This window comes from Flammeovirga sp. EKP202 (genome assembly GCF_014534745.1).
GTDB lineage: Bacteria > Bacteroidota > Bacteroidia > Cytophagales > Flammeovirgaceae > Flammeovirga.
This window is the reverse complement of record NZ_JACVVP010000081.1, coordinates 1-23,586: the sequence shown is the minus strand read 5'-3', so window position 1 is coordinate 23,586 and position 23,586 is coordinate 1. Positions and strand designations below refer to the sequence as shown.

Below are 23,586 nucleotides of genomic sequence, written 5' to 3'. Positions count from 1 at the left end.
TGAGAACAACTTAATTTAGCATCTACTTATTAATATTTTAACTATTCGCAAATTTTAAGAGAGCGAAAGATCAGTTAGTAAGTGAATCTGTAAACTGATAGGTGATTAAAGAATCGTCATGCTTCAGTGCTTCTTTATCCTCTATTTTTAGACCATGAGGAGAAATACTTACAAAATAATCTTTTATATGTGGGTAGACATTAAAATACGGTATCTGATCTTTAAAAAACAGATAAAAAGGGATCTCTAATCGATATAAGATGGTACCAAAGTAAAGTGCTCCTATATATTCATTATACTCAAAGTTTTCATTAAATTTTTTTATTGTACTATAAGTACCATATTTCAACAGTCCACCATTAACTGTCATGAGTAGATATTTTATTTTCTCATCCAGATCTTCTTTACTTTTTACAATGTTCTCGTTGTTACTGAGGTATAATTTCACTTTATCTTCAAATGAAACATGGGAATCAGTTGTAGAATTAAGGTAATCAATGACATCATGCGGGTCTTCTAAGAGTTTTTTAAAAGCCAACCTTTCTTCCTCCGAGGAAAAATGGATATCATGATTAGAAATAAGGCTATCCAAATCTACTTCTTCATTTTGTGCATAAGAAATAGATAAATGGAAGCAAAAAAGTAGAATTACAATAGAAGAAAAGAGTTTGCTCATTTATTTAGTATTGAAGTTGAATCACAAATATATTCATTAAATAAAAAAAGCTTGCAACACACAATTTAATATTATGTATTACAAGCTTTATATAGCTTAGAAAATGGAGTTTTTAGTAATTACCCCACTTAATGTACGTCTCTAAGTCTTTATCTCCTCTACCTGAAAGGTTCACAACTACAACATCATCTTTTTTGAAATCCATTTTTGCTAATGCTGCAAAAGCGTGAGCTGATTCTACTGCTGGAATGATACCTTCTAAACGTGATAACTCAACACCTGCATTCATGGCCTCATCATCTGTCACATATTTGAATTGCGCTCTTCCAGAATCAAACAAGAAAGCGTGGATTGGTCCGATACCAGGGTAATCCAAACCTGCAGAAATAGAATATGGTTCTATTACTTGACCGTCATCAGTTTGCATTAAAATAGTCTTACTTCCGTGCAATACACCCGGAGTACCTAAAGCTGTAGTGGCTGCCGACTCACCAGACTCTACACCATGACCAGCTGCTTCAACCGCTACAAGGTTTACATCCAATTCATTTAAATAATGATAGAATGCCCCTGCCGCATTACTTCCTCCACCAACACAAGCAATCACATAATCAGGATTTTCTTTCCCTTCCTTCTCTTTTAATTGCTCTTTGATTTCTTCAGAAATAACAGACTGGAATTTCGCAACCATATCAGGATAAGGGTGTGGTCCTACAACTGAACCGATGATATAGTGTGTATCGTTTGGATTGTTGATCCAATGACGCATTGCTTCGTTTGTAGCATCTTTTAAGGTCTTCGATCCACTTGTAGCAGGAATTACTTCCGCTCCCAACAAACGCATACGCTCTACATTTGGACGTTGACGAGCAATATCAATTTCGCCCATATAAACGATACATTCCAATCCCATCAACGCACAAACCGTCGCTGTTGCCACTCCGTGTTGGCCTGCACCAGTTTCTGCGATGATTTTTTTCTTCTTTAATCTTTTCGCTAAAAGAATCTGACCAATTGTATTGTTTACTTTGTGTGCTCCGGTATGGTTCAGATCTTCTCTTTTCAAGTAAATCTTCGCACCATATTTTTCCGAAAGCTTCTTTGCGTGATACAAAGGAGTAGGTCTACCAACATAATCTTTTAATAAACCATCAAACTCTTCCTTAAATTTTGGATCGGCCATCATAGCCTCATAATTATCCTTCAATTCTTTCACATTTGGATAAAGCATCTCTGGGATATATGCCCCTCCAAATTGGCCGTAATAGCCATTCTGATCTGGTTCTTGATATGTCATCGTATTATTTGTTTTTGTTGTTGATAGATTTCACCCAATCGCTTAATTCTGTTACCATTGCAATATCTTTCATTGCCGGCGCAATTTCAAACTTACTATTCACATCTAAGCCTTTAAATGGCAAATCTTCTAAAATAGTAAGGTCTTTTATGTTTTCTAAAGAAACACCTCCACTCAAAAAGAAAGGCTTTGTCGAGTTGTATTGTTTTAATACACCCCAATCAAAAGTTTGACCTGTTCCTCCGTGCTGTTTACTCTTTGTATCAAAAAGAAAGGCATCTACATAAGGTTCATAAGGTGCTAAAGCAGAAAAATTAAACTCATCTTTAATTCCAAAAACCTTGAAGATTTCCAATCCTTTTTCCTTCAGTTGTTTTGCTTCTTCCGGTGTTTCACTTCCATGTAATTGAATCACATCAAAATGATACTTCTTCGCTGACGCAAGAATATTCTCAACCGTTTCATTCACAAATACTCCTACTCTTTTGGTTGAGTTGTTCCATTTTTGTTCTAAAAAAGAAACGTCTTCTCTTTCAATATATCTGCTTGAAGGTGGATACATAATAAAGCCTAAATAGTCAGGTCCCAATGTTAAAACATCAGAAATATTCTGCTTATCGCGCATTCCGCAGACTTTCAATTTGACGATGTTATGTTCCTCTTTGTCTGTTTTCATGATACGAAACTAATTCTCTTTTTAATAGAACTTATTTACTCTTAAATACTCTAATTATTAATCTTTATGAAAAAGTATATTTTTCTTTTTATGCTCACTTTTTGTAGTACGATCTCTCAAATATTTTGTCAAAAAGTCTATTTCACATCTCAAGAAAAGGAATATGATAAAAAAACTGACACTTACCTTTTAAAAGGAAATGTTGAGACCACCGTTGACTATTACTTGTTCAGCAATGACTGCACTTTGGTCAACGAACTTGAAGGTTTATACACATTTTACGGATCAAAAGATAAACCTATTTTAATCACTGACCTTTCAGATTCATTAGAAGAATATAAGATTGATAGTACTTATGTATTAGACATCTATGAAAATGAAGATATATTACCTTATCATTTACAAGATAGACCCTGTGGAGATTCCTTTATATACAATCCTGCTCCCCACTATGAATCCGATTCTACTACCTTTAATATGAGAACTCAAATATTAAAACTATATCATAATGCTTTTATAAAATTTGACAATATATCATTTAAAGGAGAAGAAATTGAAATGAATTTCATAACCAAAACCTTAACTCTTAAAGGTTCAAATACTTTTCCTATTCAAAGTACAATCATACTTAGTGATAGTATCCCACACTCTTCCAATGATAAACTTCAAAAATTACTAAATACCAAAAAGACATTTTATATCAAAGACAACTGTAAATTTGATACTGAGGAAAATAGACTTGAGTACCAAACCAATTAATCACTTCGATAATAATTTTTTATATTTGAGGATAAAGAATTTATCACTTTTTGAATGAAAAACACTTTATCCTTTTTCACATTAATCACCTTTTTTCTAAGCTGTAATCAACAATTCTATGATCGTGAAAGATCACTGGAATACAGTGCTGAAAACGCCTATATTGATGCTCCAAATCATTTGTTATGCCTTAGAGGAAAAGCTTACTTTATTGATCCTTCTATTGAAATCAATGCTGACTCTATTGATATTCATCATAAGTCAGGAAAAGTGATTGTTTATGGAACAGAAAACTCTCCTGCTGAGATATATCTGAAACAAAGTGATGTCAAAGTCCTTGGTAAGTATCAGATGTCAGGTGCAAGAGAAAAGTTTTACAGAAGCTTTGATTATTATCCTCAAATCAACCGTATCCGTTTTCATTCTGATAATCAGAAATGGAAAATCTTCTAAATCAAAAGTCAACTCTCTACCTCTTACCTCTTACCTCTTACCTCTTACCTCAAAATTACAGTTGTTTCATGAAGTCAATGGCTGCTTTGGCAGGATCTTCCGTTTTCATGAAGTTCTCACCAATCAAGAAACCTTGATAACCGTATTTCTTTAATTCTTTGATATTCTCAATATTACTGATACCACTTTCTGATACTTTCACGTACTCATCTGGAATCAATTCAGCTAACCTTTTTGACGTTTCAATGCTTACCTCAAAAGTCTTTAGGTTTCTGTTGTTCACCCCAATCAAGTCCATTTTATCACAAACATGAGCTTCTAATTCTTGCTCGTCATGCACTTCCAAAAGAATCTGTAAGCCTAAGTTTCTAGCGACAGTCGCATAGTGCTTACTTTCTTCAGGAGTCAAACAAGAAGCAATCAAAAGAATAAAGTCAGCTCCAATTGATTTTGCTTCAATGATCTGGTATTCGTCTACGATAAAATCCTTTCTGATGATGGGCACTGGAGAAACCGATCTCGCTGCCAATAAATCATCAACTGTTCCACCGAAAAACTCTTGATCCGTCAAAACAGACATGGCAGAAGCACCTGCTTTATAATAACCTTCCGCTACATCAGAAACTTTTGCAGTTCCGTTGATCAAACCTTTTGAAGGAGATTGTCTCTTGAACTCTGCAATAATTCCAGATCTATTTGGACTTGTAATCCATGACTTGGCAGAAACAGGTTCTTTGTCAAATAATGGTCTTCCTTCTAAATCTTGAATACTTAATAACTCTTTTCTTGCTGCTACTTCTATTTTCTTATGGGCAACAATTTTATCTAGAATTGTCATTTCTCTTTTATTATTTAGACGAATAGTCCTTATGAATTAATCAATTTCTTAAATGCATTCAGCGCCGCACCTGACTCTAACGATTCTTTGGCTTGTGCCACACCTTCTTCAAATGCTAAACCTTTACCTGTCGCAATCGCTACACCGGCATTGGCTAATACGGCTTCTTTTTGTGGAAGCGTACCTTTGTTTTCTAACACATCAGTGAAAATCTTCGCTGATTCTGCAATTGTTCCTCCACCAAAAAGTGATTCTTTCGTTTGATAATGCAAACCTAAATCTTCCGGCTTCAATAGACGCTCACTTTCTTTTGTGATAATTTTGAATGGAGAAGTCAATGAGATTTCATCATACACATCCAATGAGTGAAGGATAGCAAATTGCTTGTCGGTTTGTTGGTATAAGTAACCGTACAAACGTGCAATTTCTAAACTAAATACACCTACAATCTGCTTTTTCGGGAAGGATGGATTAACCATTGGTCCCAACATATTGAAGAAAGTTTTTACGCCTAATTCTCTACGAATAGGAGCTACATTTTTCATAGCGGGGTGAAACAATGGAGCGTGAATAAAGCAGATCCCTGCCTCGTCCAAATTGCGTCTTAGCGTATCAATATCATTAGTAAACTCATAGCCGAAATGTGCCATTAGGTTAGATGATCCACATACAGATGAAACACCATTGTTACCGTGCTTTGCCACATTTTGACCAGCACCCGCCACTATAAAAGAGGACAATGTGGAGATATTGAAGGTATCTTGACCGTCACCACCTGTACCGCAAAGGTCCATAGCGTCATAGTCGTCCAAGTCAATTCTCAAACACAATTCCAACATCGCATCTCTAAAACCCGTCAACTCTTCTACCGTAATACTACGCATAGAATATACCGTCAAGAAAGCGGCAATCTGACTAGGATTGAACTCCCCTTGTGCAAGCTTAGTAAGTGTTTCTTTTGCTTCTTGTTCCGTTAAAGAACCGTATTCAAAAAGTCTGTTTAATATTTTTTTCATGATGATGTTTAGTTAGCCTTGAATCCAGTTTTTAAGAATTTCCATTCCGTGTTCAGTCAATACTGATTCAGGGTGGAATTGTACGCCTTGTACATCAAACTCTTTATGTTGAACCGCCATCACAAATCCTTTCTCATCTCTTGCTGTCACTTTCAAAGGTGTTCCCGCTAAACTGTCCGACTGAATCACCCATGAATGATAGTGTCCAATTTTAAAAGTATTCGGCAAGCCTTGGAATAAATTAGCATCAGGTGTTACCACTTGAGCGTTGTCTTGTACACCATGTAAAGGATAGTTGTTTTCCAATGATGCACCAAATGCTTCACCTATGGCTTGATGTCCCAAGCACACACCTAAAATACTTTTAGATGAACCATATTCTTTAATCACTTCAGGCATAATTCCCGCTTCCGATGGAATGCCAGGACCTGGAGAAAGAAGGATTTTGTCATATTTCCCGACTTCTTTCAAAGTGATTTTATCATTTCTGTATATATCTACCGTCTGCCCTAATTCTCTTAAATAATGTACTAGGTTGTACACAAACGAATCATAATTATCTAGAACAAGTATTCTCATTGCCTTCATCAAATTTTCTTCCCTGTATTATAGTTCTTCTGCCATATCCATTGCCTTACGCAATGCCGCTAATTTATTATGCACCTCCTGCAATTCACTTTCTTCAGAAGATTGAGCCACTACGCCAGCACCTGCTCTGTAATGTAATTGATTGTCCAAACTCAAGAATGAACGGATCATAATGGCATGGTTGAAATCACCTTCAAAGCTCATAAAACCAATCGCTCCACCGTAGAAACTTCTTCTTACGTTTTCGTATTTATCAATCAATTCCATCGCTTTGTATTTCGGTGACCCCGAAAGTGTTCCTGCAGGAAAAGTATCCGCTACTACTCTCAATGGATCAGTTCCTTCCGTCAAGTTTCCATTTACTTTAGAAACCAAGTGGATCAGGTGTGAGTAATATTGGATTTCTTTGAAAACTTCCACCTCCACATTATCACCATTTCTACTCAAGTCGTTTCTCGCTAAATCAACAAGCATTACGTGTTCTGAGTTCTCTTTTGGATCATCATAAAGCTTTTGAGCAATTTCAGCATCCGCTTTATCATTACCTGTACGTTTGAAAGTACCTGCAATTGGGTGAATCGTCGCTTTTTTATCTTTTATAATGATCTGTGCTTCTGGAGAAGAACCAAAGATTTTGTATGTACCGTAATCGAAATAGAATAAATAAGGAGAAGGGTTGATCGAACGTAATGCTCTGTAAACATTGAACTCGTCACCTTGGAAGTCTTGTTGATATCTTCTTGAAAGTACAATCTGGAATACATCACCTCTGAAACAGTGGTCCTTTCCACTTTTAAGCACTTTCAAAAATTCCTCATCTGTAAAGTTTGTTGTTTCTTCACCTGTTCTAGAGAAGTGATAAGCAGGGAAGTTTTTACTTTTAATCAGAGACTTAATTTCTTCAATATTGCTTTTCTCCTCAGATCCTTCAGGAATGTGCTCAAAAATATGCAACTCATTCTTAAAGTGGTTGATCGCAATCACATATCTAAATGCTTGATATCTGATTTGAGGAATGTTTGTATCCGTTTTCTTTTCATCAAAAGTAATTTCTTCAAAAGACTGTACTGCATCATACGTCATGTAACCAAATAGCCCATGAGAAGGGAACTTTTGATCTTCTTTTTGCTCGTGTTCAAAAGATTTTGAGAAAATTGATAACTCTTTTAATGCATCTGCATGAGTCGCTATTTCTCTTTTCTCTTCCTCTTTATTCGGATATTGAATTCTTAATAATTTATCCTGAACAGAAAATTCTGAAATGGGTTCACAGCAAATAAAAGAATAACTATTATCTGCTCCATGGTAATCAGAACTCTCTAATAATAAACTATTTGCGAATCTATCTCTTACTCTAAGATAGATGCTCACTGGTGTCACCGTGTCTGCCAGTAGTTGTGCATGTGTGTTATTAAATCGATACATGACGTAGTATATTAATTTTGTTTTTTAGGTACTCATTCCAATTTTTTCTTTGTTACCTTAAAATAAGGCACAAAAAAAGCTCACTGAGTGAACAGCGAGCCTTCAATATATATTTTAAAATAAAGCCTATACGCATCTGCCACTCAATTTGATTTAACTGAGTGCCACCACCATGACTTTACGATATTTTCTACTGAATTTCTCATTTCGCAATAAAACTATGAATTAAGAATGAAATTCACAATTAAATATGAAATTTTATATAAATTATCTTTCATTAAGATTTAAATCTTCTCCTAATTCAGAATAAAATAATGAAAACGAAAGGTTAAGATCAATGATTCAAAATAGTCTCTTTTTACCCTTAAAACCTTTAATTTCAACTATAGATTTAGATATTTCAGGAAAAGAAAAGTAAGCATAAGAACTTAGTAAGAAGTTTATGATTGTTATGATCCTCAAAAAACTATAAATAACTACATTACTTACTCGAATTAATAATTTTTTAATACTATTTTCGATCTTTCTCCTGTAATATTGCAATACAGTTGCATTTAGACAATAGATATGATACAAACAAATAATCTACAATATTCCTATCCTAAAGGAAGTACAATCTCATTCCCAGATTTTGAGATGACTTCAGGTGATAAATTATTAATACTTGGACCTTCAGGTTGTGGTAAAACAACATTATTACATTTACTAGGTGGATTATTACCTTGTACACAAGGCCATATTTCCATCAATCAAAAAGATATTTCTACGCTGAAAAGTAAAGAGATGGATCAGTTTAGAGGTCAAAATATTGGGATCATTTTCCAAAAGCCCCATTTTGCTCAAGCACTGACTGTTTCTGAAAATCTTGCTTTTGCTCAACAAGCGGGTGGCAAAAAAAATGATAAAGGTAGAATTGATCAATTACTCACCAAATTGGGCATCATAAAACACAAGGATAAACTTCCTCAAAAAATGAGTGAAGGGGAAAAACAACGTCTTTCTGTAGCCATGGCATTAATCAATAAACCTGCATTGTTATTAGCTGACGAACCTACCGCCAGTTTAGATGATGGTCACGCATTTGAGGTCATTAGATTGTTGAAAGAAATGGCTGCTGAAGAAAATACTTCTTTGGTCATCGTCACTCATGATAGCCGTTTAAAAGAAGAATTTCAAGACAATATCCTTACGCTAAAAAGTATCCAATAATCATGAATATATTCAAATTTGCCTGGAAAAATCTATGGCATAAACCACTGAGTACGTCACTAAATCTCACATTATTTGCTTTTGGTGTAAGTATTATTTCTACATTGTTTTTGGCTCAAAATTATTTCCAAAAAACTCTTGAAAAAAATAAGGCTGGTATTGGAATGGTCATAGGTGCCAAAGGAAGCCCATTACAATTAATATTATGTGCAATCTATCAAGTAGATAATCCAACAGGAAACATCTTACTTAAAGATGCCATGCGTTTAAAAAAGCATCCACTTATTGATAAAGCAATTCCACAATCTTTAGGAGATAATTATAAAGGCTACAGAATTGTTGGTACTACACACGAATATACAGCACTTTATGAAGCTGAAATCCAAGAAGGAAAAATGTGGAATGAAAACAAAGCTTTTGAAGTAACTGTTGGTGCAAATGTGGCTAGAAAGTTAGGTTTGAAAATTGGAGATGAATTCCATAGTTCACATGGTATGGATGAAGGTGGTCATAGCCATGAAGAAGAGCTATTTATTGTAGTGGGTACTTTAAAGACTACTGGGACTGTTATTGACAACTTAATAATGACGAGTCTAAAGTCTATATGGGATGTTCACCAACATGCACCTACAAGTAAAGTAAATTATGGTAATTTCTCAGATAAGAAAAAAGAGCAAGAGAAAAGCCATAATAAACATGATGATCACGACGAACATGAAGAACATGGTCACGATGAACACGCTCATAAACATGAAGAACATGGTCACGACGAGAACGATCACAAACATGATGAACATGAAGAGCATGAACACGACGAGAACGATCACAAACATGACGAACATGAAGAACATGATCACGACGAGCACGATCACAAACATGACGAACATGAAAAGCATGATCACGACGAGCACGATCACAAACATGACGAACATGAAGAACATGATCACGACGAGCATGATCACAAACATGACGAGCATGAAGGGCATGACCATGATGAAGCTGAAAAAGAGATTACCACTTTACTCGTTAAATTTAGAAACCCAATGGGAGCTGTTGTTCTTCCTAGAATGATCAATGAACAAACTTCTATGCAAGCTGCAAGTCCTGCTTATGAAACTGCGAGATTATTAAGTTTAGTTGGAGATGTTATTCTAGCGTTAAAGTATTTAGCAGTAGCTATAATAGTAGTATCAGGACTAAGTATATTCATTTCTCTATACAATTCTTTAAAAGAAAGAAAATATGAATTAGCTTACATGAGATCTCTAGGAACCAAACAAAGTTATATTTTTGGCTTATTGTTGACCGAAGGTTTATTATGTGCATTATTAGGGTTTGTTATTGGAATTGCAATTAGTCATACTACTATTGCAGTATCATCTACTTATATAGATGCCTTGCAATCCTTAAATATAAGTGGTCTAACATTTACCATTGAAGAATTATACCTCTTCTTGGGCACAATAAGTATTGGTTTTATTGCATCCATCGTTCCTGCTATACAAGCAGCGAATACAAACATTTCACAAGCACTATCTGAATAATATGAAATTAATAAGCATCACATCACTTCTATTCTTACTTTTTTCTTCCGCACCATGGACTCAAGATTCGTCAAATAATGTGTGGAAAACACTCAGTAATGTAGAAATGAAAACCTACATGGATGAGACTTTAGGTTTTGAAGTATCTGAACCTATTTTTGGAGGAGAGGTAGAAATGATTGATGGCTCTATGATCACTATCAGCGGGTATATATTACCTGTTGATAGCGATGATGGAACAAGTATACTGTCTTATATGGCTTTTGCCAATTGCTTTTTTTGTGGAAACGCAGGGCCTGAAACGGTCATGGAATTGGATACTCCAAAGCGTCAAAATTTGGTCAACAAGAAAGTAGTTGTAAAAGGAAGGTTGGAATTAAACCGCGATGATTTTTTTAGTCTTATTTATAGACTGAAAAACACAGAAATAGTTGAAGTTTTAAACTAGAAGTTAAAGCTAACACGTACAAACTTCTTTTTGCTTTGTATGCGTTTGCTTTAAGTTAATCAAATGACTCACAATCAAACCAATGGAAGCTCCATAAGATAAGATCGCTAGCCATAATGGTTCATACCCCACATACTTCATCATCATACTTGATGCATATACGGAATAAAACAACCACATACCATTCTTTAGGATGTTGGACTTTGTTTTCTTCACTGCAAAGTAAACTGCCACTCCACTAATGATAATCATTGTGATATCTAAAAATCCCCAAATGTCTAAAGTATGTGCATGATCATGGTGATGATCGTCCATATGAGATACAGCGGAACTAATGACAATAACACCTGAAGTTAATATACAGTGTATCAAGCAAAATAACGACCCAGTAAAACCTATTTGGTCTGCATATTTTGCTACTTGTTGTCTCAACATTTTTACCATACTGCAAAATAAATGGTTAAAAAGTTAATTTGCAAAACTGTTGCATATAAGATTATGTTGCAAAAAGGTAATAATTCCCAAGAACTTTTAAGTTCGTCATTAGTTTACATTTTAAGTCTCGCTTTTTTTAAGCAATTCACTCCAAATATTAATAATTGTTCATATAATCATCTTTTTTTGCAATTATTTGATATGAATAGCTTAAGAAACTTGAACAAGACGAACTTTTATATAAAATTGCAACTTAATTAGAGTAGATTCATTCTAAATAATGTGAGAAAATGATTGATGTAGAACAACTTCGTAAAGAATTTCCTATTCTAAGCACTGAGGTAAACGGACACGCTTTGATATATTTTGATAATGCCGCAACAAACCAAAAACCAAAAGTGGTGGTTGATGCTTTACAAGAATATTATGATGGCTACAATTCCAATGTTCATAGAGGTGCTCATACTTTAGCAGATAAAGCCACAAAGGCATTTGAAGAAACAAGAACGCTCCTTCAGGAGTTTATCAACGCAGGAAAATCAGAAGAAGTTATTCTTACAAAAGGAACTACTGAAGGAATCAACCTTGTAGCTCAAACTTATGGAAGAATGGTGCTTAATGAGGGAGACATTGTATTGGTCTCTACTATGGAACACCACTCTAACATTGTACCTTGGCAACTTATCGCCAAAGAAAAAGGTGCTTCTGTACTTCCTATTCCTGTAAGCGAAGAAGGTGAAATTATTTTCGAAGAGTATGAAAAACTACTTTCTGAAAAGGTTAAGATTGTGGCGGTTAATCACGCATCTAATGCTTTAGGAACTATTAATCCAGTAGAAGATATCATCCAAAAAGCACATGCAATAGGTGCTAAGGTACTGATTGATGGTGCTCAATCTGCAGCTCACCTTACAGTAGATGTTCAAGCAATGGATTGTGATTTCTTTGTCACTTCTGCACATAAAATGTTTGGACCTACAGGTATGGGTTTCCTTTACGGAAAAGAAGAACTTTTAAATGCGATGCCTCCTTTCTTAGGTGGTGGCGAAATGATCAAAGAAGTTTCTTTTGATGGTACAACATTCAACGAACTTCCTTATAAGTTTGAAGCAGGTACACCCAATATTGCGGATACAATTGCTTTTGGTGTAGCAGTTCAATTTATCAATAAATGGGGTAAAGAGAACATTGCAGCACACGAAAAAGCACTTTTAGACTACGCTACAGAGAAATTAAAGAAAGAGGTTCCAACTGCAAAAATATACGGAGAAGCTCAAAACAAAGTGAGTGTACTATCGTTTGTTATTGAAAATATACATAATTATGATATCGGAATGATGTTGGATGCCAGAGGTATCGCTGTAAGAACAGGACATCATTGTACTCAACCACTCATGGCTAGATACGGGCTTGAAGGAACTGTAAGAGCTTCATTCTCCGCTTATAATACGTTTGAAGAAGTTGATAAATTTATTGAAGGGTTGGTACGTATAGTTAAAATGTTTGGTTAAAATTTAAGATATATAATGGCAGTAATGACAAAAAATATAGAGGAGATCCAAAATGAGATCATTGATGAATTTGATCTTTTAGATGGAGATAGAGAGTCAACAATTTTTTATATCATGGAATTGGGACAAGACCTTCCTGCTATAGATGAAAGTGATAAAGTAGATGAAAACATCATTAAGGGTTGTCAATCTAAAGTTTGGTTAACTACTGATTTTGTAGATGGTCATGTTATTTTCAATGCAGATAGTAATACAGACATTACAAAAGGTCTTATCAGCTTATTGATCCGTGTTTTAAATAACCGAACACCTCAAGAAATTATTAATGCAGATTTATTCTTCTTTGACAAAATTGGTATGAATGGCGTGATTGGATCACAACGTTCAAACGGTTTTGCTTCAATGATTAAGCAAATGAAGTTTTACGCTTTAGCTTATAGTGCAAAGAGTTAATCTTAAAAAAATAGATACAAGTGGAAAATACAGAAGGCTTAAAAGACAAAATTGTTACTGCGATCAAAACAGTTTATGATCCAGAAATACCTGTAGACGTATTTGAGTTAGGATTAATCTATGACATAAATATTATTCCTCCTCTCAATAAAGTTCATGTCCTTATGACTCTAACTACACCTTCTTGCCCTTCAGCAGAACAAATTCCTGGTGAAATTGAGCAAGTAGTAAAAGCAGTTGAAGAAGTAAGCGAAGTGGAAATCGAATTAACTTTCGAACCTCCTTATACAACAGACATGATGTCTGAAGAAGCGAAATTAGAACTTGGATTCTTATAGAAAAACGAAAAATTTAATTTATATAAATTATGTATCCTGAACATTTAACAACTCCTATGAAATTGGAGTTAACTGACAATGGTTTTGCTGATTTAACTTCAGCTGCTCAAGTGGAAGAGACTGTTGCTAAAGAAGGCACTACTCTTTTAGTCATTAACTCTGTTTGTGGTTGTGCTGCTGGTACTTGTAGACCAGGTGTTTTACACTCATTACAAACATCAACTAAAAAACCTTCTCAGTTAGCTACTGTATTTGCTGGCGTTGACGCTGAAGCAGTTGCAAAAGCAAGAGAATTAATGCTACCTTACCCTCCTTCATCTCCATCAATTGCTTTATTTAAAGATGGTGAGTTGGTACACTTTATTGAAAGACACCATATCGAAGGACGTTCTGCTGAAATGATTTCAGAACACTTAGTAGCAGTTTATGATGAATTTGTAGACTAATCTACATTTCTTCTTATAAAAAAATAGGCTTCCAATTGATGGAAGCCTATTTTTTTATAATGTTTTATTTCGCATCTCCTTCGGTGACAACACCAAACTTAAAGTGAATTCTTCTGTTTTGTTTTCTGCCTTTTCTTGTGTCATTTGAAACCATTGGTTCTTTCTCTCCCTTACTTGCGACATAGATTCTGTTCGGGTTTTCTATATCTCTAAAGAAATATGCAACTGACTTCGCTCTTTCCATACCAAGGTATTCGTTATAAATTTCAGGGCCACTATTATCGGTGTGTCCCGTAATTTTTAAGGACTTGCTTAGATTCGCATTCAAGTAATCCTTAATTTTTTGAAGCGTAGCATCTTCACTATTACCAAATTCAGTTGAATTAAATGGGAAGATGATCGTCATGTCTTCTATTTCCTTTTCGAACACAAGATCTTCCTTCTCATTGGTAATTGCTACCGTTTGTAAAGCACTCTTATTTTCAGGGTTACTGTTGTTATTTACTGCTACACTTTGATTAGATGGAGTAGGATTTACCACTGCAATTTCACCATCATTTAGATCCTCTTCTCTCAACGGTTTAACTACTGCAACTGTACCGTAGGTGATTGGGTAGTCATTAGGATTTTTATATCTTAAACGCATCGCCAAATCTGCACCGTCTTGCATTTGAAGTGTCAAATGTTCTCTTGGGATTCCATTCTTTTCGAAATAAGAAAATACTTCATTAGAAAGGTCCAAGTAGTTTTGATTAGCATCAGTTGTAATCACCAATTCCAAGAATGAACACTGTTTTAATTCAGATAATAAATAACTGATTGATTTTTGGTTCACTTTTAAAACATCATCCACCACTTCAGCCTCCTTCAATACATAAGTACTAGTATCATAATCACTTACACTACAATCTGAAGCTCTTGAGGCTAATTTTGTATAACCTTTAGGTCTGATGATGTACTCCATTCTATCATTTTTCCATGCCTTAGGGTTATTTGGTAAGTATTTAGGATATCGAATTCCGTATCCTACGTTCTCGTTCACAAGTAGCTCTTCTGAAATTCCAATCGTTTTCAAGGCTTCAAGCGTTTCCATTGCCTTTGTTTTTGAGATGAACTCCAGCACTAAATTACTTTTCTCAGGATTGTAGTTCGAATGTCCGACAATTTCGATACTGTAATCATCATTTTCCTCAATGAACCTCTGTAATGCTTTCAATTCAGAAGATGAAGAAGACATATTGATCGTTTGGTCTTCGTCAAAATAAATATTCATCAGAGACTCAGATCTGTTCGCTGCTACTTTTTGGAGTGTATAAGTTTCTTCAATATTGACAGTAGGCTTATTGATCTCTGTAAAATCAAAACGGTCTGTTTTTAATAAATAACCATCTGCATAAACTTCAAGAGCATATTGATCACTACATCTATGCATCCATTCTAATTTTCCTCTATTTGCTCTTAAAACCTGTTCCTTTTCGACTTCTTGTGTTTTGACATTAATAAGTTTAACTAATACATCTACATTTCTTCTATCTTCAGTTTCAAACTTCAAATCAAAAAAGGAAACACTTCTTTCGTTGGATTCATTATTTTTTACACAGTAAATATCATAACCGCCCATACCTTCTTCTCTCACAGAGCTAAAGTAGGACTCTAATCCATCTGCTGACATTACATAAAATAAATCATCGCTTGCTGTATTAACAGGGTAATTCAATTGAATTACCTCTCCCAAATCTCCTGTTTTAAGATCAATATCAACTTTAAATACATCAAAACCACCTATACTGTGATGTCCTTGAGAACTAAAATATAATGTCTTCCCATTTGGATGAATGTAAGGTGATTCTTCATCCAATTCTGTATTTATTTTATCACCCATGTTTTGTGGTAAAGCCCAATCTCCATTTGGTAACTGACGAATGATATATAAATCCATCCCCCCATGAGCATCTTCCTGCTCTCTATTACTTGTGAAAATGATTACTTTCCCATCTGCTGACATACTCATATGTGTCTCCAAAGCAGAAGAGTTAATCGGTGCTTCAATTGGCTTTGGAGTAGACCATTTACCACTATAATCATTTACCTCATAAATATCACCAGGATTTGAAGTGCTAGCTCCTACACTTCTATACATGAACAACTGCTCCCCATCAGAAGATAATGCAATTGCAGCATCGTGTTCTTCAGTATTAATTTCTGAAAATGGCTTAGGAGTAGACCAAAAACCATCCTCTCGTCTTTCCATGTAGAAAACATCTTGATAAGGCAATTGGTCATGCGGATCTAATTCGTGATGACTTGTAATATCTTGGCGGTGAGAAGTAAAGTAAAGTTTTTGACCGTCTACGGTAATAATTGGAGTTATATCTGGTAAGTAAGTATTGGCTAACGACAAGTTCAATAAATTCTTATTATCAGGATTTGCCATAAAAGCAGGGCCTCTCTGACACTGATCAATATAACGATCTAACTCATCTAATGTAACATTTACATAACCAATAATTTTTGTTTCTGCTTGTCTTTGTTCAGGGCTGTAAGCTCTTAACTTTTTCTTTTCAAGAGCATACATTTCACCAGCTCTTGTAAACTGATGTGCCATCTGATAGGACTTTCCTAACCAATATCCTACTTGTCTAAAGTTTGGATCATTGTCATATACCTTTTGGAAATAAGGCAATGCATCAACTCTATTTTTAGTCAGGTCATTGTAAATTGAAATACCCAAGTAGTAATTACAAAGTGTATTATCGGGAGCATATTTCACTGCCTCTAACATTTCTTCTTCTACATAATGGTATTCTTCTAGATCAAGGTAAGTTTCTGCCACCCTCAATGCTTTCTTTAATTTGTTTTTGTTGGCGTCATCTTGAGCGAAAGAGGTGACGTTGAGTACTAGCAAGAGTAATAGGCAGTAGATGGGAAAGGTCTTCATAATGTTAATCTTAATAGTCAGATTCATGATTAATTTATAGTGATAAAATAGCTTTACGTTTTGAATACGAATCAAAACACAATTTATTATTGTTAGCTTATGATTATTACTCAGAAAAAATTATTTCATAGCAGTAAACAGCCACCCTTTGGAACATTAAAAAAATCTTCACAAAAGAACTATTATTTATTTTTAGTTGTTGTAATCACTGAAAACAAGAAAAGCTATGAAACAATTTTGACTAAGCACTTTAATTTATATTAGTTATTTAAACATCAGAGGAGTAAATGAAATTCTTCTATTTTTATCGCGGCCCTCTTCTGTATTATTGTCAGCTATAGGCATATCAAATCCAAAAGTTTTGTATTGCAGTCTCTCTTTCTCTATTCCCAATCTGACAAGTTCCTGAACAACGATCCTTGCTCTTTTCTCGCCTAGTTTATAATTGAAAGATTTTGAACCTCTATTATCTGTATGTCCTCCTACTTCTACAATTAGATTTGGGTATCTGTACATCACATCAAAAACTTGAGCAATAATTCTATAACTTTCATCTGTAATTGTATTACTTCCGAATGCAAAAGTAATTGTACCTGCAATATCCATAACCTCGCCTAAATGTGGTGTAAGTTGAGGTAAAGGTTCTTCTACATCTTCTATAATCTCTTCGAATACTACAATTTCCTCCGGCGTTCTGACTACATATTCGATTCTTTCATTTTTAAGTCTTCCTAGTTGAGAGCAGTTAGATGCAATAGGGTGTTGCCATCCATAACCATGTACTGAGAGCTTCTCCATGTCTACCCCCTTGGTTACTAATTCTTTAAAAATATTTTCAGCATTTGATTGCGTTAAATTCAAGACTTTTAATGAATCTTTCCCCTCATATTTTGCAGCGTGAACGTTAATATCAACCACATAACCCTCTACACTTTTTATAAATTTAGCAAGATCATCTAGCTCAAATTCTGAGATTGAAGTAAGTCCTCTTTCTTCGAAAAAGATATTTTCTAACTTCTCTCTTTTTAGGTCTCCTATTTTTTGTAATGCGATAGTTTCTGATATCTCTATATAATCAGTTTGCTCCGGAATATAGATGTTTTTCGAGTGGAATAAATATCCATTTTGCATTACTCTTAAGCCATAATTTCTATTAGGATCTAAGTAAAAAAGGTACTTTCCTCCATCGGCTGTAAGCTCTTGAACAGTCTCTCCCGTATTATTATCAATTACCTTAATTTTAGCCTCAATTAGATTATTGGTTTCAGCATCTCTCACTTCTCCGTTTACTGCAATTAAGTTGATTGTTTTAGATGGAATCATGGCCATATATATATCTGGACCTCCAAAACTATCTTCTCTAATAGATGAAAAATAACCTCTTTCTCCATCGGATGAAATCACATAAAATACATCATGATCTGCCGTATTGATAGGGTAACCTATATTCTTAGCCTTTCCCCATTGCTGAAATTTCTCATCCCATTCTGAATAAAAAATATCATATCCACCCATTCCATTATGACCTTTTGAACTAAAGTATAATACTTTCCCATTGGGGTGAACGAAAGGACCTTCCTCATCATACTCAGTATTAATATTCGGCCCAAGATTTTCTGCTTCTCCCCAAGTTCCATCACTTTGTAGATGAGAAACATAAATATCTTGTCCTCCTAAAGTAGTTCTTCCTTTACGAGTACTTGTGAAATAAAGTGATTTTCCATCTGCAGAGATTGTAGCATGCGTTTCTGCAAACGCAGAGTTCACACCACCTGGCAATGATTTTGGAGAGGACCAATCCAGTCCATTCCATTTACTTTGGTATACATCACCACCTGATTCTCCATTTTTACCAATCTTACCACCTGCATGATACAAAAAGAGTGTCTTACCATCTGGAGATAAACCAACAGCAGCGTCATGATGTACCGTATTTATATTATCACTAATTGCTTCTACTTTCCCCCACTCTCCATCAGCATTTCTGTGTGTCACGTAAACATCTTCATAAAACAACCCAGACAGGTCGTCTATTTCTCCTCCTTTACTTCCTTCTCGTCTAGAAGTTAATACCATCATATTTTCATCGGCAGAAAGTACAGGAGCAATCTCACTGTATTTAGTATTTACATTCTCCCCTAAATTGACAATCAATAGATCTAAAGAGTCGTTCATTAATTGTTGACCTACCACACATTGTGCCTTGTACCTTTCAATTAAAGAAACCGTTTCTTCATCAATCTCATCATAGTCTCTCATAAACTTATCAAATAATTTATGAGCTTCTTCGAAGCGATGGTTCAAGTGCAAAGCTTTTGCGATATAGAAATCGATCTCGTAGTATATGTCTCTGTCTTTTATTCTCTCAAAGTACTCTAATGATTTACTCTTATTGAGGTACAAAGCATGCTGGTAAGCATATCCTACCATAAAGTTCCAATCATCAAATTGTTTACCTTCTTCCTTTACTTCTAACAACACATCAATTGCCTCTTGATATAAGTTAAACTCGATTGATTCCTCTGCAAACTTCATGTGCTTTTTAAGCTCTGCAGACTTTTTAAGTTTCTGAGCCAAAGCGGAATGAGATGAAAAAAGAAGAATCGTAGATAAAAAAAGAAAAATTCTATAGGTGTAAATTTTAATAAAAGTGAATTTTGAAGTCATTTAATCAGGAATTTTGTCAACAAAATCATAGTATTTAAAGTTTATATACAAAACACATTGGTCTACACTTTAAAAGTTATAATTTTGTGAAACGTTTGAAGTTCGTTATGAAAAAAAAGTGCTTTAAACGGGCAATATAGATCATATCTATTATTCTAACAATGTGTTAGATAAAAAAATAAGAAATCATGACAGTACTCCCATATAAAAACAGAGAAGAAGGAAAAAAAGAACAAGTTGCTAACATGTTTGATAACATTTCAGCAAAGTATGATTTGTTGAATAGAGTCTTAAGTGGCGGTATTGATATTTACTGGAGAAAAGTTGCTATCAATAAGCTAAAAAAGCAACAACCTAAGACAATTCTTGATGTAGCTACTGGTACAGGGGATTTAGCATTACAAGCTTGGGCTACCTTGAGTCCAGACAAAATCACGGGTGCTGACATCTCTGCTGGTATGGTGAAAGTAGGTCGTGAAAAAGTAGCAAAAAGAGGTTTATCTGATAAAATTGATTTACAAATCGGAGACTCTGAAAACTTACCTTTCGAAGACAATTCTTTCGAAGCAGTGACTGTTGCTTTTGGAGTTCGTAATTTTGAGAATCTTGAAAAAGGACTAACGGAAATCAAAAGGGTACTTAAACCTAATGGCACATTAGTTGTACTTGAATTCTCACAACCGCAATCCTTCCCATTTAAACAGCTTTACAGATTCTACTCAATGAATATTTTGCCTTTAATTGGAAAGATTGTCTCAAAAGATAACTCCGCTTATACTTACCTTCCTGAGTCAGTTGAACAATTCCCTTATGGCGATGCTTTCACTGGTATCATGGAGAAGTTAGGCTATAACAAGGTAACATGTACTTCACTCACATTTGGAATAAGCTCAGTTTATACTGGTCAAAAATAATTTTTTCAACTTTTTTCCTTGTACTGACCTTAGGAATTCAACATCACTCTTATAGTCAGTACTCGGGAAAAACCCTCGATACTATTATTAACCTACCGAAATTTGATAAGAAAAAATTTCACTACGGATTTCAAATTGGTTTTGTATCTTCTCCAGTAGGATTAGATCCCTCAGAAAATGCCTTTAGCATCAACGGAACAGATACTACTGCTGTATATATTACTCCCCAAACTACAGCGAGTTTCCTTTTAGGTTTTCTACTCAATGTAAAGCTATCCAAAGATGATCATTGGGCCTTACGATTCTCTCCAAACGTATCTTTTTACTCAAGAAGATTCACAATGGATACATTAGGCTATCGTCTTCCTCCTTCAAGTATTAGAGTCACTGATGAAGATTTAATTCAGTTACAATCCAATACTACCCTCGAATTTCCAATAATGTTGAAATACCAATCTGATAGAAGAATCAATCATCGGTTTTATTTATTAGGAGGTATCACTCCTTCATTCACTGTGGCTACAAAACAAGAGTCTACAAGACAAGAGTTTTATGTAAATCTTAAAAGCTATAATGTTGCTTTTACTTGGGGTTTTGGTATGCATATCTACAACCGTATGTTCTGCCTTTCACCAGAAATACGAGTATCACACGGTTTAGTAAATGTAGCGGATCACTCTGGAGAATCGCTTTACATGCCTTTTGTTGATGCGATCCGTCTACACAAAATTTCATTTATTATTAACTTTGAAGGGTAGATTAATCCCCTTCTATAATTGGAGGCTGATTAGAACCTTCATCTCTGGTTTGAGGAGTACCTACTTCTACACCTGTTGAGATTATTTCGTTACTTTCATTAAGAGCTCTGTCTACAATTTGGATTTTGATTTTAATAGAATCACCTTTTGTGACCGGAGATTGAATAAGGTTACCATCATAAAATAGGGTAAAATAATATCTTAATTCACCTTCTAATGGTCTCTCTCTCCCAGAATTATTCAACATTGGAAATCTACCATTAAAGTTTTGTCCAGAGAGAGAATCAAATTCAACCATTCGATATTCACCATCCTCTTCTTTCTTCATTACAGTAACGAAGTAATTGAAGTGATATTTATTTTGTTTCAATATTGAATCACCAGGCATCAATTCCTCATAAGGTGCATAAGGCCCTAAAGTATCACTTTGGTCTAACCCCAAATCTCCATCACCATCTTTAAAGTTTATACCAATATATAAGCTATCAAATCGTTCACCCGGAGTATGATTTTCTATCCAAGCAAACTCTATCTCTGGTTCTTTAGGGAATTCGGGCTCACCAAAACAAGACATGAATATTGAAAGCATTAACAGTCCAATAGGTAGCTTGATGAGTAGTGTTCTATATCTTTGCGAAATCATATGATTAATAATTGATTTATCAGAGTGGTTAATATTTTTATGTGCAATTTTTAGTATTTTGCTTATCGAACTCAATAGGTAAAACAATTTATTACCAATAGTTTAATCCAATATATATTAATGGAATTTATAGATCAATTCAAAAAGAAAATATTTACGATCAAGAACGAAAGGGATTTTGAAAATGCAGCAATTGATGCATTTCATTTTCAAGCAAAAGAAAATCCTATTTATGCTGAATACCTTTCTCACTTAAACGTTTCATATAATAAGATACATAAGATTAGTGAAATTCCATTTATGCCTATTGAATTTTTTAAGACTCAAAAGGTATTATGTAGTAATTCTACTACAGAACGTGTCTTTCAGAGTAGTGGAACAACAGGATCTATTCGTAGTAAACACTACGTTTCTGATTTATCGCACTACAAGAAAATTACAACAACCTACTTTCAAGAGCTTTATGGACCTCTTGAAAAAATACATATTTTAGCACTTCTACCAAGTTATTTAGAACGAAATGACGCGTCTTTAATCTGTATGGTCAGTGATTTTATGGACTTATCTGGTCAATACTCTGACTTTTACCTAAATGACCATGAAAGGTTGGCTCACAAATTGCTTGAAATTCAAGCAAAAGGGGAGAAAGCAATATTGTTTGGGGTTACTTTTGCATTACTTGATTTTGCAGAACATTTTCCTTCTAACTTTTCAGATATTATTATTATGGAAACAGGAGGGATGAAAGGCAGACGTCAAGAAATGACGAGAAGTGAAGTACACCAACAGCTAAAAACCGCTTTTCAAACTGAAAATATTCATTCCGAATATGGAATGACTGAGCTTTTATCACAAGGATACTCGTTAGGTGATGAACAATTCCAATGCCCACCTTGGATGAAAGTATTTTTTAGGGAAATAAATGACCCTTTTTCGTTATCTACAACTAAAAGAGGAGGCATTAATGTTATTGATCTTGGAAACATTGAATCTTGCTGTTTTATAGAAACAAAAGATATTGGTGCTCCAGGTAATCAACCCAATCAGTTTTACGTTCTAGGACGTTTTGACAATTCTGATGTAAGAGGTTGCAATTTAATGGTACAATAAATAAGAATTAAAACATAATGAAACGCTTTTTTATCTTTTGCATTGGTCTATTATTATTAGGCCTTACATCTTGTAGAACTTATAAGACTTGTCCTACTTATGCCAAAAATGATTTAACCAAAGAAGCTATTTTAGCCTCTGAGAAAAATACAACAACTCAAAATAATTAGTTATTCAGGTAGCTAGGACATTCAAAATTTTAATTACTTCTGATAAAAAACAATCTTCTTTATGTTAGTACATAAAGAATTAATCAGTCGAACTATAAATTTTAAACTCCTCTAACTATTGATATACTAATATTACAAATAACCTTGATGTATAGAAGAAATATATATCAAGGTTTTTATTTGTGCTCAAAAAAAATGTATAAACACAAAAAAAGGTTAGTCAACATCTTGTGTTAACTAACCTTCTATATTTAATGAATGTGGCGCCGACTTA

24 protein-coding genes are annotated in these 23,586 nt (G+C 34.4%); 13 read left to right on the top strand and 11 right to left on the bottom strand.

Going from position 1 to position 23,586, the window contains the following annotated elements; all coding sequences use genetic code 11:
- Positions 1–70: 70 nt before the first annotated feature.
- The 3 genes from IC221_RS27750 to IC221_RS27740 form a co-directional block, all read right to left on the bottom strand.
- The gene (locus IC221_RS27750) at positions 71–676 is read right to left on the bottom strand and encodes a hypothetical protein (RefSeq protein WP_188172064.1); all 606 of its coding nucleotides are present in this window, start codon (positions 674–676) and stop codon (positions 71–73) included.
- Between the two features lie 112 nt (positions 677–788).
- Positions 789–1,973 carry a tryptophan synthase subunit beta gene (gene trpB, locus IC221_RS27745; RefSeq protein ID WP_188172063.1) on the bottom strand — a complete coding sequence of 395 codons (1,185 nt, stop codon included), beginning with the start codon at positions 1,971–1,973 and terminating at the stop codon, positions 789–791.
- A gap of 4 nt (positions 1,974–1,977) precedes the next feature.
- Positions 1,978–2,649: a phosphoribosylanthranilate isomerase gene (locus IC221_RS27740; RefSeq protein WP_188172062.1), complete on the bottom strand. Its 672-nt coding sequence runs from the start codon at positions 2,647–2,649 to the stop codon at positions 1,978–1,980.
- Positions 2,650–2,715: 66 nt separating this feature from the next.
- On the opposite strand from IC221_RS27740, the gene IC221_RS27735 reads away from it, so the two are divergent.
- Both IC221_RS27735 and IC221_RS27730 read left to right on the top strand, forming a co-directional pair.
- A complete protein-coding gene (locus tag IC221_RS27735) occupies positions 2,716–3,408 on the top strand; it encodes a hypothetical protein (RefSeq protein WP_188172061.1) in 693 nt (230 codons plus the stop codon).
- 54 nt (positions 3,409–3,462) lie between these two features.
- On the top strand, positions 3,463–3,861 hold the full coding sequence (locus IC221_RS27730) for a hypothetical protein (protein WP_188172060.1): 399 nt from the start codon (positions 3,463–3,465) through the stop codon (positions 3,859–3,861).
- Between the two features lie 55 nt (positions 3,862–3,916).
- Here IC221_RS27730 and trpC read toward each other — a convergent pair whose 3' ends face one another.
- From trpC to IC221_RS27710, 4 genes are read right to left on the bottom strand one after another with little or no spacing between them, the layout of a single operon-like run.
- Entirely contained in the window at positions 3,917–4,699 is a 783-nt protein-coding gene (trpC, locus tag IC221_RS27725; RefSeq protein ID WP_188172059.1) for an indole-3-glycerol phosphate synthase TrpC, read from the bottom strand.
- A gap of 29 nt (positions 4,700–4,728) precedes the next feature.
- A complete protein-coding gene (gene trpD / locus IC221_RS27720) occupies positions 4,729–5,715 on the bottom strand; it encodes an anthranilate phosphoribosyltransferase (RefSeq protein WP_062620081.1) in 987 nt (328 codons plus the stop codon).
- A 12-nt stretch (positions 5,716–5,727) separates the two neighbouring features.
- A complete protein-coding gene (locus tag IC221_RS27715; RefSeq protein ID WP_188172058.1) occupies positions 5,728–6,294 on the bottom strand; it encodes an aminodeoxychorismate/anthranilate synthase component II in 567 nt (188 codons plus the stop codon).
- Between the two features lie 27 nt (positions 6,295–6,321).
- Positions 6,322–7,728, bottom strand: coding sequence for an anthranilate synthase component I family protein (locus IC221_RS27710; protein ID WP_188172057.1), 1,407 nt, complete (start codon positions 7,726–7,728; stop codon positions 6,322–6,324).
- 567 nt (positions 7,729–8,295) lie between these two features.
- Here IC221_RS27710 and IC221_RS27705 point away from each other — a divergent pair.
- From IC221_RS27705 to IC221_RS27695, 3 genes are read left to right on the top strand one after another with little or no spacing between them, the layout of a single operon-like run.
- The gene (locus tag IC221_RS27705) at positions 8,296–8,937 is read left to right on the top strand and encodes an ABC transporter ATP-binding protein (RefSeq protein WP_188172056.1); all 642 of its coding nucleotides are present in this window, start codon (positions 8,296–8,298) and stop codon (positions 8,935–8,937) included.
- A 2-nt stretch (positions 8,938–8,939) separates the two neighbouring features.
- A complete protein-coding gene (locus tag IC221_RS27700) occupies positions 8,940–10,481 on the top strand; it encodes an ABC transporter permease (RefSeq protein ID WP_188172055.1) in 1,542 nt (513 codons plus the stop codon).
- Between the two features lies 1 nt (position 10,482).
- Complete coding sequence (locus IC221_RS27695) at positions 10,483–10,929, top strand: hypothetical protein (protein WP_052444665.1); 447 nt, start codon at positions 10,483–10,485, stop codon at positions 10,927–10,929.
- A gap of 9 nt (positions 10,930–10,938) precedes the next feature.
- Here IC221_RS27695 and IC221_RS27690 read toward each other — a convergent pair whose 3' ends face one another.
- Positions 10,939–11,364 (bottom strand): MerC domain-containing protein, encoded by a 426-nt coding sequence (locus tag IC221_RS27690; RefSeq protein WP_188172054.1) that lies wholly within the window; start codon positions 11,362–11,364, stop codon positions 10,939–10,941.
- A gap of 290 nt (positions 11,365–11,654) precedes the next feature.
- Between IC221_RS27690 and IC221_RS27685 the strand changes: the two genes are divergently transcribed.
- Genes IC221_RS27685 through IC221_RS27670 form a run of 4 tightly spaced genes read left to right on the top strand, consistent with a single transcriptional unit; the run spans position 11,655 to position 14,112 of the window.
- A complete protein-coding gene (locus IC221_RS27685; protein ID WP_223241521.1) occupies positions 11,655–12,875 on the top strand; it encodes an aminotransferase class V-fold PLP-dependent enzyme in 1,221 nt (406 codons plus the stop codon).
- A gap of 24 nt (positions 12,876–12,899) precedes the next feature.
- Positions 12,900–13,328: a SufE family protein gene (locus tag IC221_RS27680; RefSeq protein WP_044210814.1), complete on the top strand. Its 429-nt coding sequence runs from the start codon at positions 12,900–12,902 to the stop codon at positions 13,326–13,328.
- 20 nt (positions 13,329–13,348) lie between these two features.
- Positions 13,349–13,666 carry an iron-sulfur cluster assembly protein gene (locus tag IC221_RS27675; RefSeq protein WP_188172053.1) on the top strand — a complete coding sequence of 106 codons (318 nt, stop codon included), beginning with the start codon at positions 13,349–13,351 and terminating at the stop codon, positions 13,664–13,666.
- 29 nt (positions 13,667–13,695) lie between these two features.
- The gene (locus IC221_RS27670; RefSeq protein WP_188172052.1) at positions 13,696–14,112 is read left to right on the top strand and encodes a BrxA/BrxB family bacilliredoxin; all 417 of its coding nucleotides are present in this window, start codon (positions 13,696–13,698) and stop codon (positions 14,110–14,112) included.
- A 64-nt stretch (positions 14,113–14,176) separates the two neighbouring features.
- Here the strand turns inward: IC221_RS27670 and IC221_RS27665 are convergent, their stop codons facing one another.
- Together IC221_RS27665 and IC221_RS27660 are read right to left on the bottom strand one after the other, a co-directional pair.
- On the bottom strand, positions 14,177–17,050 hold the full coding sequence (locus IC221_RS27665; protein ID WP_188172051.1) for an OmpA family protein: 2,874 nt from the start codon (positions 17,048–17,050) through the stop codon (positions 14,177–14,179).
- Positions 17,051–17,314: 264 nt separating this feature from the next.
- Positions 17,315–19,717, bottom strand: coding sequence for an OmpA family protein (locus tag IC221_RS27660; protein WP_188172050.1), 2,403 nt, complete (start codon positions 19,715–19,717; stop codon positions 17,315–17,317).
- A 188-nt stretch (positions 19,718–19,905) separates the two neighbouring features.
- Here IC221_RS27660 and ubiE point away from each other — a divergent pair, with 188 nt between their 5' ends.
- Both ubiE and IC221_RS27650 read left to right on the top strand, forming a co-directional pair.
- A complete protein-coding gene (ubiE, locus tag IC221_RS27655; RefSeq protein WP_188172049.1) occupies positions 19,906–20,631 on the top strand; it encodes a bifunctional demethylmenaquinone methyltransferase/2-methoxy-6-polyprenyl-1,4-benzoquinol methylase UbiE in 726 nt (241 codons plus the stop codon).
- A complete protein-coding gene (locus IC221_RS27650) occupies positions 20,580–21,389 on the top strand; it encodes an outer membrane beta-barrel protein (protein WP_188172048.1) in 810 nt (269 codons plus the stop codon). Before ubiE ends, IC221_RS27650 begins: the two co-directional genes overlap by 52 nt.
- A 1-nt stretch (position 21,390) precedes the next feature.
- On the opposite strand, the gene IC221_RS27645 is transcribed toward IC221_RS27650, so the two are convergent.
- Positions 21,391–22,032: a hypothetical protein gene (locus tag IC221_RS27645; protein ID WP_188172047.1), complete on the bottom strand. Its 642-nt coding sequence runs from the start codon at positions 22,030–22,032 to the stop codon at positions 21,391–21,393.
- A 120-nt stretch (positions 22,033–22,152) separates the two neighbouring features.
- On the opposite strand from IC221_RS27645, the gene IC221_RS27640 reads away from it, so the two are divergent.
- Positions 22,153–23,142 (top strand): acyl transferase, encoded by a 990-nt coding sequence (locus IC221_RS27640; RefSeq protein WP_188172046.1) that lies wholly within the window; start codon positions 22,153–22,155, stop codon positions 23,140–23,142.
- A 17-nt stretch (positions 23,143–23,159) separates the two neighbouring features.
- Complete coding sequence (locus IC221_RS27635; RefSeq protein WP_188172045.1) at positions 23,160–23,312, top strand: hypothetical protein; 153 nt, start codon at positions 23,160–23,162, stop codon at positions 23,310–23,312.
- Positions 23,313–23,586: the final 274 nt, after the last annotated feature.

What these genes read in the sequence shown, in the direction of transcription:
- IC221_RS27650 (WP_188172048.1), top strand. Translation starts at nt 20,580, where the DNA reads ATGTACTTCACTCACATTTGGAATAAGCTCAGTTTATACTGGTCAAAA.
- IC221_RS27645 (WP_188172047.1), bottom strand. Translation starts at nt 22,032, where the DNA reads ATGATTTCGCAAAGATATAGAACACTACTCATCAAGCTACCTATTGGA.
- IC221_RS27705 (WP_188172056.1), top strand. Translation starts at nt 8,296, where the DNA reads ATGATACAAACAAATAATCTACAATATTCCTATCCTAAAGGAAGTACA.
- IC221_RS27670 (WP_188172052.1), top strand. Translation starts at nt 13,696, where the DNA reads ATGTATCCTGAACATTTAACAACTCCTATGAAATTGGAGTTAACTGAC.
- trpD (WP_062620081.1), bottom strand. Translation starts at nt 5,715, where the DNA reads ATGAAAAAAATATTAAACAGACTTTTTGAATACGGTTCTTTAACGGAA.
- IC221_RS27635 (WP_188172045.1), top strand. Translation starts at nt 23,160, where the DNA reads ATGAAACGCTTTTTTATCTTTTGCATTGGTCTATTATTATTAGGCCTT.
- IC221_RS27750 (WP_188172064.1), bottom strand. Translation starts at nt 676, where the DNA reads ATGAGCAAACTCTTTTCTTCTATTGTAATTCTACTTTTTTGCTTCCAT.
- IC221_RS27710 (WP_188172057.1), bottom strand. Translation starts at nt 7,728, where the DNA reads ATGTATCGATTTAATAACACACATGCACAACTACTGGCAGACACGGTG.
- IC221_RS27735 (WP_188172061.1), top strand. Translation starts at nt 2,716, where the DNA reads ATGAAAAAGTATATTTTTCTTTTTATGCTCACTTTTTGTAGTACGATC.
- IC221_RS27640 (WP_188172046.1), top strand. Translation starts at nt 22,153, where the DNA reads ATGGAATTTATAGATCAATTCAAAAAGAAAATATTTACGATCAAGAAC.
- IC221_RS27660 (WP_188172050.1), bottom strand. Translation starts at nt 19,717, where the DNA reads ATGACTTCAAAATTCACTTTTATTAAAATTTACACCTATAGAATTTTT.
- trpC (WP_188172059.1), bottom strand. Translation starts at nt 4,699, where the DNA reads ATGACAATTCTAGATAAAATTGTTGCCCATAAGAAAATAGAAGTAGCA.
- IC221_RS27740 (WP_188172062.1), bottom strand. Translation starts at nt 2,649, where the DNA reads ATGAAAACAGACAAAGAGGAACATAACATCGTCAAATTGAAAGTCTGC.
- IC221_RS27700 (WP_188172055.1), top strand. Translation starts at nt 8,940, where the DNA reads ATGAATATATTCAAATTTGCCTGGAAAAATCTATGGCATAAACCACTG.
- IC221_RS27685 (WP_223241521.1), top strand. Translation starts at nt 11,655, where the DNA reads ATGATTGATGTAGAACAACTTCGTAAAGAATTTCCTATTCTAAGCACT.
- IC221_RS27690 (WP_188172054.1), bottom strand. Translation starts at nt 11,364, where the DNA reads ATGTTGAGACAACAAGTAGCAAAATATGCAGACCAAATAGGTTTTACT.
- IC221_RS27715 (WP_188172058.1), bottom strand. Translation starts at nt 6,294, where the DNA reads ATGAGAATACTTGTTCTAGATAATTATGATTCGTTTGTGTACAACCTA.
- IC221_RS27680 (WP_044210814.1), top strand. Translation starts at nt 12,900, where the DNA reads ATGACAAAAAATATAGAGGAGATCCAAAATGAGATCATTGATGAATTT.
- IC221_RS27695 (WP_052444665.1), top strand. Translation starts at nt 10,483, where the DNA reads ATGAAATTAATAAGCATCACATCACTTCTATTCTTACTTTTTTCTTCC.
- IC221_RS27730 (WP_188172060.1), top strand. Translation starts at nt 3,463, where the DNA reads ATGAAAAACACTTTATCCTTTTTCACATTAATCACCTTTTTTCTAAGC.
- IC221_RS27665 (WP_188172051.1), bottom strand. Translation starts at nt 17,050, where the DNA reads ATGAAGACCTTTCCCATCTACTGCCTATTACTCTTGCTAGTACTCAAC.
- trpB (WP_188172063.1), bottom strand. Translation starts at nt 1,973, where the DNA reads ATGACATATCAAGAACCAGATCAGAATGGCTATTACGGCCAATTTGGA.
- ubiE (WP_188172049.1), top strand. Translation starts at nt 19,906, where the DNA reads ATGACAGTACTCCCATATAAAAACAGAGAAGAAGGAAAAAAAGAACAA.